General features: G+C 64.9%; 19 protein-coding genes. 12 read left to right on the forward strand and 7 right to left on the reverse strand.

The window, feature by feature from the left end; translation table 11 throughout:
- Positions 1–3 precede the first annotated feature (3 nt).
- Genes VRZ08_RS04220 through VRZ08_RS04235 form a run of 4 tightly spaced genes read left to right on the forward strand, consistent with a single transcriptional unit; the run spans position 4 to position 3,450 of the window.
- The gene (locus VRZ08_RS04220; protein ID WP_414531665.1) at positions 4–261 is read left to right on the forward strand and encodes a hypothetical protein; all 258 of its coding nucleotides are present in this window, start codon (positions 4–6) and stop codon (positions 259–261) included.
- A gap of 24 nt (positions 262–285) precedes the next feature.
- Positions 286–738, forward strand: coding sequence for a flagellar protein FlgN (locus tag VRZ08_RS04225; RefSeq protein ID WP_119017501.1), 453 nt, complete (start codon positions 286–288; stop codon positions 736–738).
- Between the two features lie 21 nt (positions 739–759).
- Complete coding sequence (gene flgK / locus VRZ08_RS04230) at positions 760–2,523, forward strand: flagellar hook-associated protein FlgK (RefSeq protein WP_414531666.1); 1,764 nt, start codon at positions 760–762, stop codon at positions 2,521–2,523.
- Positions 2,524–2,538: 15 nt separating this feature from the next.
- Positions 2,539–3,450: a flagellin gene (locus VRZ08_RS04235; protein WP_164571027.1), complete on the forward strand. Its 912-nt coding sequence runs from the start codon at positions 2,539–2,541 to the stop codon at positions 3,448–3,450.
- A gap of 19 nt (positions 3,451–3,469) precedes the next feature.
- On the opposite strand, the gene VRZ08_RS04240 is transcribed toward VRZ08_RS04235, so the two are convergent.
- From VRZ08_RS04240 to badH, 5 genes are all read right to left on the reverse strand, one after another.
- Complete coding sequence (locus VRZ08_RS04240; protein ID WP_414531667.1) at positions 3,470–4,246, reverse strand: enoyl-CoA hydratase-related protein; 777 nt, start codon at positions 4,244–4,246, stop codon at positions 3,470–3,472.
- A 27-nt stretch (positions 4,247–4,273) separates the two neighbouring features.
- On the reverse strand, positions 4,274–5,917 hold the full coding sequence (aliA, locus tag VRZ08_RS04245) for a cyclohexanecarboxylate-CoA ligase (protein ID WP_414531668.1): 1,644 nt from the start codon (positions 5,915–5,917) through the stop codon (positions 4,274–4,276).
- A 60-nt stretch (positions 5,918–5,977) separates the two neighbouring features.
- Entirely contained in the window at positions 5,978–7,129 is a 1,152-nt protein-coding gene (aliB, locus tag VRZ08_RS04250; protein ID WP_414531669.1) for a cyclohexanecarboxyl-CoA dehydrogenase, read from the reverse strand.
- Positions 7,130–7,192: 63 nt separating this feature from the next.
- On the reverse strand, positions 7,193–7,975 hold the full coding sequence (badI, locus tag VRZ08_RS04255; RefSeq protein WP_414531670.1) for a 2-ketocyclohexanecarboxyl-CoA hydrolase: 783 nt from the start codon (positions 7,973–7,975) through the stop codon (positions 7,193–7,195).
- A 29-nt stretch (positions 7,976–8,004) separates the two neighbouring features.
- Complete coding sequence (badH, locus tag VRZ08_RS04260) at positions 8,005–8,772, reverse strand: 2-hydroxycyclohexanecarboxyl-CoA dehydrogenase (protein ID WP_414531671.1); 768 nt, start codon at positions 8,770–8,772, stop codon at positions 8,005–8,007.
- Positions 8,773–8,892: 120 nt separating this feature from the next.
- On the opposite strand from badH, the gene VRZ08_RS04265 reads away from it, so the two are divergent.
- From VRZ08_RS04265 to VRZ08_RS04300, 8 genes are all read left to right on the forward strand, one after another.
- On the forward strand, positions 8,893–9,420 hold the full coding sequence (locus VRZ08_RS04265) for a MarR family transcriptional regulator (protein ID WP_414531672.1): 528 nt from the start codon (positions 8,893–8,895) through the stop codon (positions 9,418–9,420).
- 74 nt (positions 9,421–9,494) lie between these two features.
- Complete coding sequence (locus VRZ08_RS04270) at positions 9,495–10,514, forward strand: zinc-binding dehydrogenase (protein WP_414531673.1); 1,020 nt, start codon at positions 9,495–9,497, stop codon at positions 10,512–10,514.
- 171 nt (positions 10,515–10,685) lie between these two features.
- Entirely contained in the window at positions 10,686–11,870 is a 1,185-nt protein-coding gene (gene bcrC, locus VRZ08_RS04275; protein ID WP_414531674.1) for a benzoyl-CoA reductase subunit C, read from the forward strand.
- Entirely contained in the window at positions 11,867–13,177 is a 1,311-nt protein-coding gene (gene bcrB / locus VRZ08_RS04280; RefSeq protein ID WP_414531675.1) for a benzoyl-CoA reductase subunit B, read from the forward strand. The genes bcrC and bcrB overlap by 4 nt, the downstream gene beginning before the upstream one ends.
- An 11-nt stretch (positions 13,178–13,188) precedes the next feature.
- Positions 13,189–14,502 (forward strand): benzoyl-CoA reductase subunit A, encoded by a 1,314-nt coding sequence (bcrA, locus tag VRZ08_RS04285; RefSeq protein WP_414531676.1) that lies wholly within the window; start codon positions 13,189–13,191, stop codon positions 14,500–14,502.
- Positions 14,503–14,555: 53 nt separating this feature from the next.
- Entirely contained in the window at positions 14,556–15,389 is an 834-nt protein-coding gene (gene bcrD, locus VRZ08_RS04290) for a benzoyl-CoA reductase subunit D (protein ID WP_414531677.1), read from the forward strand.
- Positions 15,390–15,504: 115 nt separating this feature from the next.
- Positions 15,505–17,079, forward strand: a complete 1,575-nt coding sequence (locus VRZ08_RS04295) for a benzoate-CoA ligase family protein (protein WP_414531678.1) — start codon at positions 15,505–15,507, stop codon at positions 17,077–17,079.
- A gap of 14 nt (positions 17,080–17,093) precedes the next feature.
- The gene (locus VRZ08_RS04300) at positions 17,094–17,339 is read left to right on the forward strand and encodes a YfhL family 4Fe-4S dicluster ferredoxin (protein WP_011156229.1); all 246 of its coding nucleotides are present in this window, start codon (positions 17,094–17,096) and stop codon (positions 17,337–17,339) included.
- A gap of 47 nt (positions 17,340–17,386) precedes the next feature.
- On the opposite strand, the gene VRZ08_RS04305 is transcribed toward VRZ08_RS04300, so the two are convergent.
- Complete coding sequence (locus tag VRZ08_RS04305; RefSeq protein WP_414531679.1) at positions 17,387–17,851, reverse strand: Rrf2 family transcriptional regulator; 465 nt, start codon at positions 17,849–17,851, stop codon at positions 17,387–17,389.
- 61 nt (positions 17,852–17,912) lie between these two features.
- Complete coding sequence (locus VRZ08_RS04310; RefSeq protein WP_414531680.1) at positions 17,913–18,392, reverse strand: N-acetyltransferase family protein; 480 nt, start codon at positions 18,390–18,392, stop codon at positions 17,913–17,915.
- Positions 18,393–18,442: the final 50 nt, after the last annotated feature.

Raw genomic sequence — 18,442 nt, forward strand, 5'->3', positions numbered from 1 at the left:
GCCATGGTCACTGCCGTCAGCGATGAGACGCATCTCGAATTGCTGCTCAGCCGGCTAGCACGGCTCAAGCTGCTGTCGCAGGCAGTGGACCGCGGCGATCGCGGCCAACTGGTCGCGCTGCTGGACGAGGTCGAGAAGATCAAGCGTGAACTCGTCCGAGGCCGGGAGCGGGTCGGCAGCGAGATGGCCCGCGCGACGACGCGGACCACGGCGATCACGGCCTATGCGCGCAGGGCAGGCGCACCCGTGCGGCGTCACTGAATTCGAACAACGGGAATGATGAAGATGGCACAGATTGGCACCCCCACGGTTTCCCCGGTGAGCGATGAGCGCGCGCTGGCGATGATCGCGCTGATCGATGACCTGATCCTGGTGATCGACGACGAGAATGTCGAACTCGCCAAAGGATTGCCCGCGTCGCGGCTGAAGCAGGTCGACGAGAAGGCGCGGCTCGCCGAGCTGTTCGAGCGCTGGGTGGCTGAATGCACTGGCGGCAATGGGGCGATCCAGGTGCAGAACCGCCAGCTGCGCGACAGATTGCTCGACCGGATTCTTCAGCTCCGTGGCGCGATGGATGAAAACTTGATGCGGCTGCGCGCGGCGATCGAAGCCAGTAATCGCCGGATCGAGGCGGTGATGCAGGCGATCCGCGAGCAACTGGCCGGCAATGCGCCGTATGGCGCCGCCGGGACGCGCACCGCCCGGGCGGTGTCGTGCGGGACCAGCCTTCGCGCCTGATCCAAGCCCAGGGAGGCTCGCGTGTCGCTTAACATCGCCCGCAGCATCGCGTTCAGCGGCCTCGCGGCGACGCAGGTCCAGATCTCAGTGACCTCGGCGAACATCTCGAATGCCGACACGACGGGCTACACCAAGAAGACGGCCGGTCAGGCCAGCAGCGTCACCGGCGGGGTCGGCACCGGCGTCACCGTCACGGGCATCACCAGTTCGGTCGACAAGCTGCTGCTGAAATCGCTGATCGCGGCGAATTCGGGCCTGGGCGCGGCCGACACCACCAACAGCTACCTGACCTCGTTGCAGCAGCTCTACGGATCTTCGACCAGTGCGACGAGTACCTCGACCGGAACCTCGCTCGCCAATACGTTGGCATCGCTGGAATCGGCGTTGTCGTCGCTCGCCAGCACGCCGACCAGCTCGGCGCTGCAGTCCAATGTGGTCGATGCGCTCGACAGCGTGACGTCGCAATTGCGCGAGACCTCCAGCGGCATCCAGAAATTGCGGTCCAACGCCGACCAGGATATCGCTTCGGCGGTCAGCTCGGTGAACGACGATGTGCAGAAGATCGCCGATCTGAATGCGGCGATCAAACAGGCGGCGGCCGCGGGTCAGTCGACGGCGGATCTCGAAGACAAGCGCAACACCGCGCTGCAGGATCTGTCGTCTCAGATGAACATCAGCTACTACACCGCGTCCAACGGCGATCTGCAGGTCTATACCGCGACCGGTCAGGCGTTGGTCGACAGCACGGCGCATCCCTTGAGCTACACCACGACGGCGAGCGTCAGCGCCGCGACCAGCTACAGCAGCGGCGGCTTCAGCGGCATCATGCTCAATGGCGTCGATGTCACATCGCAGATCACGTCGGGCAAAATCGGTGCACTGGTGACGCTGCGCGACCAGACGCTACCGGCCGCCCAATCGCAACTCGACGAACTGGCTCAGCAGCTTGCGACCAGCCTCAATGCCGTGTCCAACAGCCAGACCACGCTGCCGCCGCCGGCGAGCCTGACCGGTCCCGCCACGGCCGGCAGTTCGGACGCGTTGTCCGCGACGGGCTCGGTGCGTCTCGCGATCACCGACTCCAGCGGCAAGTTGATCTCCTATAGCGATCTCGATTTGTCGTCCTATTCGAGTGTGGGTGATCTGGTGAGCGCCATCAACGGCGTGTCCGGGCTGTCGGCCACGATCGATTCCAGCGGGCACCTGAAGATCGCCACGACCGCGTCCAACACAGGCGTTTCGATTGCAGGGCTCACCAGTTCGGTCGGCAGCGCCGGTGAAAGCTTCTCCGACTATTTCGGCCTCAACGATCTCGTCACCGCCACCGGGGCCTCGGACATCGCGGTCCGCAGCGATATCCTGTCCGGCAAGACGTCGTTGTCGCTGGCGACACTGTCGTCGTCGGCAACGCTCACCATCGGCAGCTCGGTGCTGTCGTCCGATGGCGCCAGCGCTGCCAATGCGCTGTACGATGTGCTGACCGGATCGACCAGCTTCAAAGCGGTGGGGGGGCTGGCGGCCGTCACCGGCTCGTTTGCCGACTTCGCCTCGACCATCGTTTCCAGCGTCGCGGGGAAAGCGTCGCAGGCGTCCTCGACCTACAGCGCCAAGGAGGCTGCGCAATCGACCTACGCCAGTTCGCTGTCGTCGCAGTCCGGCGTCAATCTCGATGAAGAGTCGGCGCGGCTCAGCGAATTGCAGAATAAGTACACCGCCGCCTCGCAACTGATCCAGGCGATCAATGCGATGTTCACCGCGCTGGTCAGCGCCGTGAGCTCGACCTGACGCTGGAGCCGGCGCATGACGGTGATGCGGGTCGCGACCTTCGCGCAGTCCGGGCAGATGATCGCAGACGCGCTGCGGGTGCAGTCGCGGATGGCGGAGCTGCAGATCCAGGAAGCCTCGGGCGTGAAGTCGGAGAGTTTCGCCGGCTACGGCGCTGACGCCCAGCACGTCGTCAATCTGCAGGTCGGGGTCACTCGCGCGCAGTCTTACATCGATGCGGCGACGCTGGCCGGTGGCAAAGTCCAGGTGATGTACTCGGCGGCCGGCTCGATCGCCGACATCGTGACCCAGCTCCGCTCGCAGCTCAGTGCGGCGTCGACTGGAAGCACCACTGAAGCGACCTCGGCGATCAGCTCGGCGCAGCAGATGCTGCAGCAGGTGGGGTCGCTGCTGAATACGCAGTACGACGGCCAATACGTGTTTGCCGGCAGTAAGACATCGACGCCGCCGGTCGATCTCAGCAGCTTTGCCTCGAGTGCCGGCAGCACCACCACTGCCGACACCAGCTATTACGTCGGCGACGACGCGACCACGTCCGTCCGGGTCAGCGCCGACCAGTCGGTGGCCTACGGCGTCAATGCCGACAACTCCGCGTTCGAGCAGGTGATGCGCGTGCTGCGCTATGTGGCCAACAGTTCGTCGTTGTCCTCCAGCCAGATTGCGACGGCGCTCGATCTGGCCAGTTCCGCGCTTGATGCGACAGCCTCGGTGCAGGAGAGACTTGGAAACGCGGCGTCCGCGATCGAGAACGCCAGCGCTCGGCAGAGCGACTACAAGAGCTTCGCCTCGACGCTGGCGAGTGACCTGACCAGCGTTGACGTCGCTGCGGTCACCGCCGAACTATCGACCTACCAGTCGCAACTCACCGCGTCGTATTCGGCGATCGGCAAGATCTTTAGCCTCAATCTTGCCAGCTATCTGAAATGACGAGGCGGCGCCGCACCGCCTAGCGGTGGGTGAACTGTGGTGCGCGTTTTTCGAGGAAGGCTTGAATGCCCTCGCGGGCGTCGGCGCTGGCGAAGCGGGCATGCAGCTCGCGGCGCTCGAACAGGATGCCTTCGGCGAGCGTGCTTTCGAATGCGCGGTTGAGGCTTTCCTTCAGCGCCATCAGGGCGGGGGCGGAGAACGCCGCGATCGTGGTGGCCAGTGCCACGGTCTCGTCGCGCAGCCTGTCGTCATCGACCACGCGCGACACCAGGCCGTAGCGATCGGCCTCTTCGGCGTTGAGCGGCCGTGCCGACAGGCACATGTCCATCGCCTTTGCCTTGCCGATCGCGCGCGGCAAGCGTTGCGTGCCGCCCGCGCCGGGCAGCAGGCCGAGCTTGATTTCCGGCAGCGCGAATTTCGCACTGCGGCCGGCGATCACGATGTCGCAGGCGAGCGCCAGTTCGCAGCCGCCGCCATAGGCGAGGCCGGCCACCGCGGCCAGCACCGGCTTTCGCACCTGGCGGATCGTCTCCCAATTCCGAGTGATGAAGTTCGAGCCATAGACGTCGCTATAGCTCCACGCCGCCATCGAGGCGATGTCGGCGCCTGCCGCGAACGCGCGGGCATTTCCGGCGATCACGATCGCGCCGATGCCGTCGTCGGCGTCGAACGTCAGAAGGGCAGCGCCGAGCGCATCCATCAGCGCGTCGTTCAGCGCGTTGAGGACTTCCGGCCGATTGAGCGTGATGATGCCGACCCGGCCTTGGGTTTCGGTGATAATGGGATTGGACGACAAGGTCGTGCTCCGTGGTCGGTGTGCGCTTTAAAGATCGTCCTGCTGCAGCATCTCGCGCAGCCGGAATTTCTGGATCTTGCCGGCCGGTGTTGCCGGCATCGCGTCGCGAACCACGAGGCGCTCGGGGATGTATTGCAGCGCCAGCTTTTGCGCCTTGAGAAACTCGACCATGGCGGCGAAGTCGATGCTCGCCCCGGTCTTCGGCACCACCACGGCGCAGGCGCGTTCGCCGAGCCGTTCGTCCGGATAGGCCACGATCGCGACCTGGGCGACGGCGGGGTGCTTGTAGAGCAGCGCCTCGATCTCGACGACCGGGATGTTCTCGCCGCCGCGGATGATGACGTCCTTGCTGCGGCCGCTGATCCGGATGTAGCCGTCGGCCGTCATGTAGGCGAGGTCACCGGTGTCGAACCAGCCATCGGCATCGGTGCCGTTCCAGTGCGGCCGCTTCAGATAGCCGCCGAAATTCGAGCACGACCGCACCACCAGCCGGCCGATCTGGTTCGGCGGCAGCGTCTTGCCGTCGCCGTCGATGACTTTGACCTCGACGCCGGGCAGCGGACAGCCATCGGTGGTCGAGGCGAGCTTGTCATCGTCGTCGAGCTTGATCAGCGTCACCGCGCCATTCTCGGTCATGCCCCAGGCCGAGACGATCTTGGCGCCGAGACCTGCCTGAGCCTGTTCGACCAGCGGCCCGGGAATGGGCGCGCCTGCGCACAGGAAAGTCTTCAGACTGGGCACCGGCTCGCCGCTCTCCTTCACCACGCGCGTCAGATCGGTGAGGAACGGCGTCGACGCCATGGTGAAGGTGACGCGCTCGGCGCGGATCAGTTCGGCGGCTTTCGCCGGATCCCAGATGTCCTGCAGCACCGCGCTGGCGCGCAGCATAATCGGCATCATCAGCCCGTACATGAAACCGGTCTGGTGTGCCATCGGCGATGCCATCAGGATCACGTCGGACTCGCGAAGCGCGAGCCGCTGCGCGTAGGGCAGGATATTGGCCATCAGCGTGTTGGCGCTGTGCATCACGCCTTTCGGCTCGCCGGTGGTGCCGGAGGTGTAGATCAGTTGTGTGATGTCGTCAGGAGAAGGACGGCTACCTTGCAAGATTGCCGCGGCGTCCGGCTGCTTCTCCCATTCCGGCGTGGTCAGCAGCGTGTCGAAATCGTCCGCGCCGCCGCCATCGACCACTACGATGGTTCGAAGCGCCGGCAGATCAGGCTGCAGGCCGCGCGCCATGGCTTCATGATCGAAGCCACGGAAGCTCTTCGGCACCACCAGCACCTTGGCTTCGCCGTGCTTCAGCATGAACGACAGCTCGCGCTCACGGAAGATCGGCATCAGCGGGTTGAGAACCGCGCCGATCCGCGAGCAGGCGAGATACAGCACGGTGAACTGCCACCAGTTCGGCAGTTGCATCGCGACGACGTCGCCGCGGCCGACGCCGAGCCGGCTGAGGCCAACCGCGACGCGATCGGCCAGCGTCGCGAGCTCGCGGTAGCTGAAGCGGCGCACCGCGCCGCCGTCGAGCCGGACCGCTGTCAGTGCGACCTTGTCGGGGCAATGCGCCACACAGGCGTCGAGGTCGTCGTTGATGGTGCGGTCGTGCCACAGGCCGGCGGCAATGCTCGCGGCGCGGCGTGGCGGCAGCAGAACGGCGTCGAACTCCATGTTTCCCCCCGGACTAGTTATTAGTTATGGACGCAGAATGTCTTGGCGGTGCCCCCCCGCTCAGGCCGGCACTGCGGCGCGGCCGGCGCGGTGGCGCGCGATGATCGTCTTCATGATCTGCGCGGTGCCGTCGCCGATCTGAAAGCCGAGCACGTCGCGCAGCCGCTGCTCCATCGGGCCGCGGTCATAGCCGCCGTGGCCGTGCATCAGCAGACATTGATGGATCACGTCGTAAGCGAGTTTCGGCGCCCACCATTTGCACATTGCGGCCTCGGCGCTGTGCGGGGCGCCGTGGTCCTTCAGCCACAGCGCCTGCAGGCAGAGCAGTCGCGCGGCCTCGACCTGGGTGTCGAGATCGGCGAGTGGATGCGACACGCCCTGAAACGCCGACAGCGGTTTGCCGAACGCCTGCCGCTCGGCGACATGCGGCCAGGTTTCCTCGAGCGCGGCGCGGGCGACGGCGAGCACTTGCAGGCCGATCAGTGCGCGGGAGAAGTCGAAGCCCTGCATCACCTGGACGAAGCCTTTGTTCTCGTCGCCAAGCCGATGCGCGGCCGGGACGCGCACGTTCTCGAAGAACAGCGAGCCGCGGCCGATCGCGCGCTGGCCGTGGCAGTCGAACCTGTTGCGGGTGATGCCGGGCAGGTCCATCGGGATCAGCAGCGCGGTGACGCCGTGAGCGCCGGACTCGATCGAGCCGGTGCGGCCGAACACCACCGCGGCGTCGGCCTGATCGGCCGCGGAGATCGAGGTCTTCTCGCCATTGACGATGTAGTCGTCGCCGTCGCGCTCGATCCGCAGCCGCAGGTTCGCCGCATCCGAGCCGCCGCGCGGTTCGGTCAGCGCGATTGCGAACAGCGCGTCGCCGGCGATCAGCCTCGTCAGCCACGGCTGCACGATCTCGCGCTGGCCGTGCTGCGACAGGATCTGCCCGTTCAGCGAGGCGAGCAGATTGACGTAGGACATGCTGAGGTCGGCGCGCGCGATCTCCTCGTGGATCACGCCGGCCGCGAGGCTGCCCATGCCGAGCCCGCCGCAAGCTTCCGGCAGTTCGGGCGCGATGAAGCCCATTTCGCCCATCGCCTTCATCAAACCGCGGTCGAGCACCCGCGTCCGGTCGCGCTCCTGAAATCCAGGCGCGATCCGGTCGGCGGCGAACCGCCGGGCCTGCGCGGCCAGCGCCACGAAGTCTTCATTCAAATATGGATTCATGCCTCGCCCTCCTTGAGAATTCGAGCGCCGGTGTTGCCGGCGCCGTCGTCGGCGGGAGAGCGGTTATTTGATGTACTTGCGGAATTCGGGCTTACGCTTCTCCTGCAGCGCCTTGACGCCTTCGCGCGATTCCTCTGTGTCGTAATAGAGTTTCAGCGCGTACATCCCCATGCCGGCGATGCCGGCTTGATGCGCGGTGTCCATGTTGAAGCTGCGTTTGGCGATGGCGAGCGCGGTCGGTGACCGCTCGCACAGTTCCTCGCCCCACTTCTGCACCTCTGCGTCGAGCTCCTCGTGCGGCACGCAGAGATTGGCCAGCCCCATCGCCTCGGCTTCCTTGCCGGAGTAGCGCCGGCACATGTACCAGATCTCGCGGGCCTTCTTTTCTCCGACGATGCGGGCCAGGAACGCGGTGCCGTAGCCGGGATCGACCGAGCCCATCTTCGGGCCGACCTGGCCGAAGATCGCCTTCTCCGAGCAGATCGTCAGGTCGCAGATCGTCGCCAGCACATTGCCGCCGCCGATCGCATAGCCCTGGACGCGGGCGATCACCGGCTTGGGCACGTCGCGGATCGCTGTGTGCAGTTCCTCCATCGGCAGCCCGACGGTGCCGCGACCGTCGTAATTGCCGTCGTGGGTGGACTGATCGCCGCCGGTGCAGAAGGCGCGGTCGCCGGCGCCGGCCAGTACGATCGCCCCGACGTCCTTGTCGTAGCCGGCTTTGTACAGCGCTTTGATCAGCTCGTCGCAGGTGGTGCCGCGGAACGCATTCATCTTGTCCGGACGGTTGATGATGATCCACGCCACGCCGTTGCGGATTTCATAGATCAGGTCTTCGAACTGCATCGGAATCCTCCCGTTATTGTTGATTGGGCTCAGCCGTTCATCGTCAGGCCGCCGGAGACGCTCAGCACCTGGCCGGTGATGAAGCCGGCGTCATCGCTGCCGAAGAACGCGATCGCGCCGGCCAGATCGTCGGGCTTGCCGAGCCGACCGAGCGGGATCGCCTTGGTGAAGGCTTCGATCAGCTTCTCCGGATTGGCGGCGCCGGAGGTCACGCCGGCGAGCAGCGCGGTGTCGGTCGGCCCCGGGCAGACGACGTTGACGGTGATGCCGTGGCGGGCGTGTTCGCGTGCCAGGGTCTTGGAGAATGCGACGAGGCCGCCTTTGCAGGCGGCGTACACCGCTTCGCCCGACGAGCCGACGCGCGCTGCGTCAGAGGCGATGTTGACGATGCGGCCGTAGCGCCGCTCGACCATGCCGGGCAGCACCGCGTGATGCATGTGCAGCGCGCCGGTGAGGTTGATGGCGATCAGTCGCTCCCATTCGCCCGGCTCGCTCTTGGTGAACGGCTTGAAGATGTCCCAACCGGCGTTGTTGACCAGAATGTCCACCGGCCCAAGTTTGTCCGCCGTCGTCGCGATCGCGGCGTCGACACTTTTGCGGTCGGCGATGTCGCAGCGGATCGCTTCGGCCGCGCCACCCGCGGCGCGGATCTCGCCGGCGATCTTCTCGGCGGCGTCGAGATTGAGGTCGAGCACCGCGACCTTGGCACCCTCCTGCGCAAACCGGCGACACGTCGCCCCGCCGATGCCGCCGCCACCACCCGTGATCACCGCCGTTTTGTTCTGCAGCCGCGCCATCCTCGCTCGCTCCTCTTTGATTCTGATCTCTTTTTCCCCAGGAAGCCCGCGGTCGAAGCTGGCAACTAGGACAATATATTGCTATATTTAGTCAGCCTTGCGGATGCGTCAAGATGGTCGATGATGGCAAATAAGCGCACGAGTGCCGATAATGCTGCGGATGCGAAGATGGAGTTGGCCAACCGGCTGTTCTTTCGTCTCTATCAATGCGCAAATATGTTGCATAAAACCGGCACGCGGGCGGTCGAAGCCGAGGGGCTGACGACGCAGCAATGGGCGGTGCTCGGAGCGCTGTCGCGACCCGCTGTGGCGAACGGCATGAGCATCGGCGATCTGGCTCGCTATCTGATGGTCAGCCGGCAGAACCTCACTGGTCTGATCGGACGAATGGAGCGCGACGGTCATGTCGCGGTCGTTCCAGACGAGCGCGACCGACGCTCACGGCTGGTGACGATGACCAAGTCCGGGCGTCACGTCTGGGAGGTGCTCGCGCAGCCGAAGATCCGGGCGTATTACGGCGAAGTGCTCGGCGATTTTTCGATCAATGATGTCACCCACACGCTGCACTACCTGCTCAAGATCCTCGACAACATGAAGCGTCTCGACGATGGCGCTGCGGGCGAAGCTGTGGCGACGGAACTGGAATGACTTTGGTCAAGGCGCGCGGGCGTCATCCAACGTCTATCGGGTGGAAGCGATAACAAGACCAGGGGGCGGAGGCGATGAAGGCGGCATTCATGACCGGTCACGGCGGCAACGAGGTGATCGAGGTCGACGATCGCCCGACGCCGCAGCGCCGCCCGGGTGAAGTGCTGGTGCGGATGCGCGCCGCGACCGTCAACCGCGTCGACCTCTACATGCGCGACAGCGGCGCCGGCATCACCCACAGCCTGCCGCAGATCATGGGGGTGGATGGGGCCGGCGTGATCGAGGAGGCGGACACGCCGGAGGTGATCGGGCGGCGGGTGACGCTGTATCCGGGCATTGTCTGCGGTTCTTGCGAATTCTGCCGCCGCGGCGAGCCGGTGCTGTGCGCCAAGATGAGCCTGCTCGGCGAGCATCGCGACGGCACCATGGCCGAGTATGTCTGCGTGCCGGCCGGAAATGCACTGCCGATCCCTGACCGGCTCGATTTCGCCCAGGCCGCGGCGCTCGGCGTGAACTATCTCACGGCGTGGCGGATGCTGTTCACCAAGGCGAAGCTGCAGCCGGGCGAAACCGTGCTGGTGTTCGGGGTTGGTGGCGGCGTGTCGCTCGCGGCGATGCAGATTGCTGCGGCCGCCGGCGCCCGTGTGTTGGCGACCTCACGCAGCGCCGACAAGCTGGCGCGGGCCCGGGCGCTCGGCGCCGATGCGGTGATCGATGCGCCGGCCGACAAGATCCCCGCCGCGGTGATGGACTTGACCGGCGGCCGCGGCGCCGACGTGGTGATCGAGAATATCGGCGGCGCGATGTGGAGCGCGGCGCTGAAATCGCTGGTGCGCGGCGGGCGGGTCGCGACCTGCGGTGCCACGATCGGCGATCAGCCTCCGGCCGATTTGCGCCGGGTATTCATCCGCCAGCTTCAGATCTTCGGCTCGACCCTGGGCAACCCGAGTGAGCTTTCCGAGCTGATCGCCTGGTGCGATGCCGGAAAGCTGACGCCGCCGATCGATCTGCACTATCCACTCGGCGATATCCGCGCCGCATTCGATCATCTCGAATCCGGTAGCCAATTCGGCAAGATCGCGATCGACATCTGAGCCTCGCGGCGGCGGAGCGCCGTCCGTCGCATGTCGGCTCTCCATCGCCAAATTTGATCCGCATCAAATTAATTTCCGCATTCCAATACTAGATTACGTTTAAATCGCCGGACCGAAAATTGGCCGGCAGCGCGACCCCGGCAGAGCCGCCGGGCAGGGAGGACGACCGGCATGCTCGACAGGCCGCATCACACCACGGCGGACATCATCGCCCGTTGCGAGGCGCTGTTCTCCGACCTCAGCTTCACTGCCGCCCGCGAATGGAAGGCCGCAGAGCCCGGCCGCATCGTGGTCGGCTTTCTGCCCTACTACGCTCCCCGCGAACTGGTGCACGCCGCCGGCGGATTGCCGCTCGGGATCTTCGGTGGCGGCGACCAGCTCGAAGTCATCCACGGCGACGCCTACTATCAGAGCTACATCTGCCGAATTCCGCGTTCGACCATCGAGCTCGGCGTCTCCGGCCGGCTCGATTTCGTCGACGGCATGATGTTCCCCTCGATCTGCGACGTGATCCGCAATCTGTCGGGGATGTGGAAGCTGATGTTCCCGTCCAAGGGCGCGCGCTACATCGACCTGCCGCACAATTTCGACGACGATCTCGGCGGCGATTTCTATGTCAGCGAGTTGCGCGAAACCTGCGAATGGTTGTCGAGCCTTACCGGCAAGCCGATCACCTCCGATGCGATCCGCGCCTCGATCGCGGTGTTCAACGACAACCGCCGGCTGGTCCGTGCGCTGTATCAACTGCGCGCCGACGAGCCGTGGAACGTGCCGTCGGCGGAACTCTATTTGCTGCTGCGAGCCGGCATGGTGATCCCGGTCGAGGAGCACAACCAGATGCTCACCGATTACCTGGCGGCAGTGCGGCTGCAGCAGCGGCCGATCAAGGATAATTCGCGCGTTGTGATCTGCGGCATGTTCTGCGAGCAGCCGCCGCTGAACCTGATCAAGTCGATCGAGCTGTCCGGCTGCTACATTGTCGACGACGACTTCATTCTGGTGACGCGCTGGGAGAATTCCGACGTCGCGCTCGACGGCGATCCGTTGCGAAATCTCGCCCGCGCCTATCTGCACGATTCCAAATCGACGCCGCCGAAATACGAGCCGGACGAGGCCAAGAAGGGGCTGTATCTGGTCGACAGCGTGCGGAAGAACCGCGCCGAAGGCGTGATCTTCGCCATGACGTCGTTCTGCGATCCCGGCCTGCTGGAGCGGCCGATGCTGCAAGCGGTGCTGAAGAGCCACGGCATCCCACAGATCGCATTCAAATACGCCGAGAACTCCGGCCAGATGCAGCCGATCCGCGAGCAGGCCGGCACCTTCGCCGATTCGATCAAATTGTGGAGCGGAGCATGACCGTCATCGTCGGACCGAAGACCAAGCCGCCGGAAGCCATCAAGGACGCGTCGATGGCGCGGCAGAAGCAGATGGTCAACGCCCACTACGATCGCCTCGCGAGCGCCAGGGAGCGCGGCGAGAAGGTGGCCGCGACCTTCGTGCCGGGCAATCTCAACGAGCTGTTGATGTGCTTCGACATGGTCAACAACCTGCCGGAGGTCAACGCGATCCAGAACGGGCTGAGGCGGCAAAGCGGCGGCTACGTGATGGAGGCGGAAAAGCTCGGTCATTCCGAGGACGTCTGCACCTACGTCAAATCCGATATCGGCATGATGGCCAAGGGCAATATCGGCCCGAACGGCAAGCCGCTGCCGGATCCGGACGTGCTGCTGCTGTCCTACACCGGCTGCTTCACCTTCATGAAATGGTTTGAGCTGCTGCGCCGGCAGTACAAATGCGAGACCATCATGTTCCAGACGCCGTATCTGGCCGACGGCCGGATCACCAAGGACATGATCAGCTATATGGTCAAGCAGCTCCGGCAAGACGTGATCCCGAAGCTGGAGCGGATCTCAGGTGTCAAATTCGACATCGACCGGCTGCGCGAATATTTGCGCAAGTCCGCCAAGGCCGAGGACGATCACGTCTGGGTGCTGCAATCGGCCAAGCATAGGCCGTCGCCGATCGACGCCTATTTCGGCGGGATCTATTACATCGGGCCGATCTTCGGCGCCTTCCGCGGCACCGACGACGCGATCGAGTACTACAAGTTCCTGCGCGCCGAGGTCGAACAGCGGATCGCGCAGGGTAAGGGGCCGGTGACGCCCGACGGCGACATGGGGCAGGAGCGCTACCGCCTGGTGGTGGAAGGGCCGCCGAACTACACCAACTTTCGCCAGTTCTGGAAGATGTTCTACGACGAAGGCGCGGTCGTCGTCGCCTCGAGCTACACCAAGGTCGGCGGCACCTATGATTACGGCTTCCGCCACGATCCGGATCGGCCGCTGGAGTCGCTCGCCGAATACTGCCTCAACGTCTACACCAATCGCAATCTGCCGATGCGGGCGGACATGCTGGAGAACTACATCAACGAATACCAAGCGGACGGCCTTCTGATCAATTCGATCAAGAGCTGCAATTCGTTCTCCGCCGGCCAGCTCCTGATGATGCGCGAGGTCGAGAAGCGCACCGGCAAGCCGGCGGCGTTTATCGAGACCGATCTGGTCGACCCGCGCTATTTCTCGGCCGCCAACGTCAAGAACCGGCTGGAGAGCTATTTCCAGATGATCGAACAGAAGCGCGCGGGCTTCCGCGGCGCCGCCTGAGGAGCACAACGATGCGGACTTTCGTTGGAATCGATCTCGGCTCCACCACCACCAAGGCGGTGCTGATGGACGACAACAAGGAGGTGATCGGGCGCGGCATCACCAATTCTCGCTCGAACTACGCCACCGCGGCGCGCGTCGCCTCCGAAGAGGCGCGGATCGACGCCCGCTTCACATTGTTCCGCCGGGCTCTGCATGTCGGCGAGGCCGGCCACGACCACAGCGCCGAGTTTCTGGCGGCGCTGGAGCGCAACTTCCGGCTAATTCAGTTTCTCGAGCAGCTCGACGATCTGGAGGAGACGTGTCATCGCCAGCTCGAGGCGGATCGCTTCAAGTCGATTGCCGGCCCGCTGCAGGAGGCGCTGCACGTCATCTTCGCCCGGCTGCGGGAGGAGGCGGCCTCGCTCTATGCCCCCGGCGCCAAGCGCAAGTCGGACTTCTTCCGCGACATCGCCGGCTCGCGGTTTCATGTCCACGCCGAAGCGGTGGCCCGCGAGATGGGCATCGCCCTCGACATGGTGCTGAACGCCTACGACAAGTCGATCATCGAGGTCGAGAACCGGCCGCCGGGCGGCGACCTCAGCGACAAGTTTCGCCGTGCCGTGGCGCGGATGCTGGCTGCGGATTCGCACGCGGCTGATGGCGAAGGCGATTTCGCCGCGATGATCGAATCGGCGCTCGGGATCGAGCTGGAGGAGACCTATCTGGTCGGCACCGGCTACGGCCGGGTGACGCTGCCGTTCTCCAAGGAGCATATTCGCTCCGAGATCCTGTGCCACGGCCTCGGCGCCCACATGATGTATCCCGGCACGCGCACCGTGCTCGACATCGGCGGGCAGGATACCAAGGGCATTCAGATCGACGGCCACGGCATCGTCGAGAATTTTCAGATGAACGATCGCTGCGCTGCCGGCTGCGGCCGCTATCTCGGCTACATCGCCGATGAGATGAACATGGGGCTGCATGAGCTCGGCCCGCTGGCGATGCAGTCTAATCGCCCGGCGCGGATCAACTCGACCTGCACGGTGTTCGCCGGCGCCGAACTGCGCGATCGGCTGTCGCTCGGCGAGAAGCGCGAGGACATTCTCGCCGGCCTGCACCGCGCCATCATCCTGCGGGCGATCTCGATCATCTCGCGCTCGGGCGGCGTCACCGATCAGTTCACCTTCACCGGCGGCGTCGCCAAGAACGAGGCGGCGGTGCGCGAGCTGCGCAAGCTGATCCAGGAGAACTACGGCGAGGTGACGATCAACATCAATCCGGATTCGATCTACACCGGCGCACTCGGCGCCTCCGAATTCGCCCGCCGCGCCGTCGCGGCGTGAGTGGTGGGCGCTTGGTTGATCGAACGTCCGGCCGGACTATTGAGGAGGAAACGATGACCATCACGTCGGGAATCGATGTCGGGACCGGGGCCATCAAGGTGGTGGCGTTCGCGGTCGAGGGCGACCAGGAGCGTTGCCTCGGTAAGCGGGTCGAGCGGGTGCGGCAGCGCGATCCCTTAAAGCTCGCCGGCGACATCTACGATGATCTGCTGAAAGAGACGGGGCTGGCGCGTGCCGACGTCGCCTATTGTGCCACCACCGGCGAGGGCGAGGCGCTCACCTTCCACACCGGCCACTTCTACTCGATGACGACGCATGCCCGCGGCGCGATCTATCTCAATCCGGGCAGCCGCGCGGTGCTGGACACTGGCGCGCTGCACGGCCGGGCGATCCGCATGGACGATCGCGGCAAGGTGCTGGCCTATAAGATGACCAGTCAATGTGCCTCGGGCTCCGGGCAGTTCCTGGAGAACATCGCCCGCTATCTCGGCATCGCGCAGGACGAGATCGGTTCGCTGTCGCAGCGTGCCGACAATCCGGAGAAAGTCTCCGGCATCTGCGCCGTGCTGGCCGAGACCGACGTCATCAACATGGTGTCGCGTGGGATTTCGTCGCCGAACATTCTGCGCGGCATCCATGAATCGATGGCCGACCGGCTGGCCAAGCTGCTTAAGACCCTCGGTAGCCTCGATGGCACGGTGCAGATGACCGGCGGTCTGGCACTCGACGCCGGGCTGGTCGAGGCGATGAAAGACGCCGTGGTCAAGGCCAAGGTCGACGTCGCGATCGAGAGCCATCCGGACGCGATTTATGCCGGGGCGATCGGCGCAGCGCTGTGGGGAGCCTTCCGTCACAAGAGGCTTGCCGACATGGCCCACGCCGCCTGATAATTGCGATCAGCCTGAAGCCGGGTGGATGCCGATATCGACATTCACAACCGGCGAGCGGAAAGCGGCGTCAAGATCGCTTCCGGACAACCATAAAGGCGATCAGGAGGAAACCATGAATGCCGCAGCGGTCCCGCCGCCACCCGAGAAATTCAATTTCGCCGAACATCTGCTGCAGACCAACCGCGTGCGGCCGGACAAGACGGCGTTCGTCGACGACGTCTCGTCGCTGAGCTTTGCGCAGCTCGAAGTAAAGGCGCGTCAGCTCGCAGCTGCCTTGCGCGCGATCGGCGTCAAACGCGAAGAGCGCGTGCTGCTGCTGATGCTCGACGGCACCGATTGGCCGGTGTCGTTTCTCGGCGCAATTTACGCAGGCATCGTCCCGGTCGCGGTCAACACGCTGCTCACTGCCGATGACTACGCCTACATGCTGGAGCATTCGCGCGCCCAGGCGGTGCTGGTCAGCGGCGCGCTGCACCCGGTGCTCAAGGCGGCGCTGAACAAGAGCGATCACGAGGTGCAGCGGGTCATCGTCTCGCACCCCGCGGCGCCGCTGGAGCCGGGCGAGGTCGATTTCGCCGCGTTCGTCGGCGCCCAGGCTCCGCTGGAGAAGCCCGCCGCCACCCAGGCGGACGATCCGGCGTTCTGGCTGTATTCGTCGGGGTCGACCGGGCGGCCGAAAGGTGTGGTGCACACCCACGCCAATCCGTACTGGACGTCGGAGCTGTACGGCCGCCACACGCTGCATCTGCGCGAAGACGACGTTTGTTTCTCGGCGGCAAAACTGTTTTTCGCCTACGGCCTCGGCAACGCGCTGACGTTTCCGATGACGGTCGGCGCGACCACGCTGCTGATGGGCGAGCGGCCGACCCCGGACGCGGTGTTCAAGCGCTGGCTGGGCGGTGTTGGCGGAGTGAAGCCGACCGTGTTCTACGGCGCGCCCACCGGTTACGCCGGGATGCTGGCCGCGCCAAACCTGCCGTCGCGCGACCAGGTGGCGTTGCGGCTCGCATCCTCGGCGGGCGAAGCGCTGCCGGCGGAGATCGGGCAGCGGTTCCAGCGTCATTTCGGCATCGACATCGTCGACGGCATCGGCTCGACCGAGATGTTGCACATCTTCCTCTCGAACCTGCCGGACCGGGTGCGCTACGGCACTACGGGATGGCCGGTGCCGGGCTATCAGATCGAGCTGCGCGGCGACGGCGGTGGCCCTGTCGCCGACGGTGAGCCGGGTGATCTCTACATTCACGGTCCGTCGTCGGCGACGATGTATTGGGGAAACCGGGCCAAGAGCCGGGACACCTTTCAGGGCGGCTGGACCAAGAGCGGCGACAAATACGTCCGCAACGACGACGGCTCCTACACCTATGCGGGCCGCACTGACGACATGCTGAAGGTCAGCGGCATCTATGTGAGCCCGTTCGAGATCGAAGCGACGCTGGTGCAGCATCCCGGCGTGCTTGAAGCCGCCGTGGTCGGTGTCGCCGACGAGCACGGCCTGACCAAGCCGAAGGCCTATGTGGTGGCCCGGCCAGGTCAGACTCTGTCGGAGACCGAACTGAAGACTTTCATCAAGGATCGCTTGGCGCCGTACAAATATCCGCGCAGCACGGTGTTCGTCGCCGAATTGCCGAAGACGGCGACCGGCAAGATCCAGCGCTTCAAGCTGCGCGAGGGCGTGTTGGGCTGAACCGGGAGGACGACATGGCGCTGATGATCAACGAGGACTGCACGGCCTGCGACGCGTGCCGGCCGGTGTGTCCGAACCAGGCGATCTCGGCCAGCGACACGATCTACGCGGTCGATGCGCTCCGCTGCACCGAGTGTGTCGGCGCCGAAGACGAGCCGCAGTGCCAGCTTGTCTGCCCCGCCGACTGCATCGTGCCCAATCCGGATTGGCGCGAGACGCCCGAGCAGTTGCAGGACAAGTACCAGCAGCTGCATTCGTGAGATCGGCTGCGCCGCAAAACGGCGCTGCCTGAAAGCCCGGTTGAGGGCTACGCCCGTCCGGCCGACGAATGCCGGGTCGAGGCACCGTTCGGACCGCGCTCAACCTTGCGGCGTTCGGTGTCGATCACCTTGAGCAGCGAGGTGATGGATACCGACCGCAGCGTCGTCATCGCGATTTCGTCGATGTCGCGCAGAACCTTGTGCAGCGCCCGGCTCTCTTCATGCTCGTCCGAGGCGGCCTCCTGCAGATCGAGCCCGGTGTCTTCGAACAGCGCGATGATATCGAGCAGGGTGACGCGCTTGGGATTGCCGGCGAACCGATAGCCGCCGCCAGGGCCGCGCACCGATTCGATCAGCCGCGCCCGCACCAAGGTGCGCAGAACCTTGGCCAGATGATTGAGCGAGATGTCGTATTTGTCGGCGATGTCGCCGGCCGAAACCTGACGATCCGGATTCGCCGCGAGTTCGAGCACGGCGTACAGTCCACACATCGTCGATTTCTGCAGCCGCATCGGCGTCAATCTTCGTGTTGGTCTCGACCACAAACCGCGCGAGCGTGTCGGGGTGGTGTGATCAGTCGAGATTCTTTTCCATTCCGATGAACCGGCCGACCATCAGGCCCTGGCTGCGGAAGAACGCCATGACGAGCTGATTGTCGTGCTCGATCATCGTCCGAACCTTCCTCACCCCCGCCTGAGTGAAAATTAGACAAATCTCTTCAAAGAGTTGCGTGCCGATACTGTTCACCCTTATCGCAGGATCGACGGTCAACGCAAACACCCAGCCGCAGCTTTCCGCACCGAACTCGAAATCCCGCACTTCGCCGCAGATGAAGCCGACCACCTCGCCCTTCAGCTCGGCGACCAGGAAGGCGCGGCAGCCGGTGCGGCTCTGCGAGAAGCTCTCAAACAGGCTCTGCCAATACCGCGGCTTGGCTTCGCCGGTCGCAGCCTCGTCGATCGCCACCACGCGCGCCACGTCAGTCGCAGCAGCGGGCCGGATCTGCACATCGCGGCACGGCTCCGCCGCGGTGATGCTGCTTGCGCCACTCATCGCGTTGTCCTCCCTCGTGGTGCCGCGTGATCCCGGCTCCTGATGCGGAT

The sequence above is a fragment of the Rhodopseudomonas sp. G2_2311 genome, assembly GCF_047501505.1.
In the GTDB taxonomy this organism is placed as follows: domain Bacteria; phylum Pseudomonadota; class Alphaproteobacteria; order Rhizobiales; family Xanthobacteraceae; genus Rhodopseudomonas; species Rhodopseudomonas palustris_H.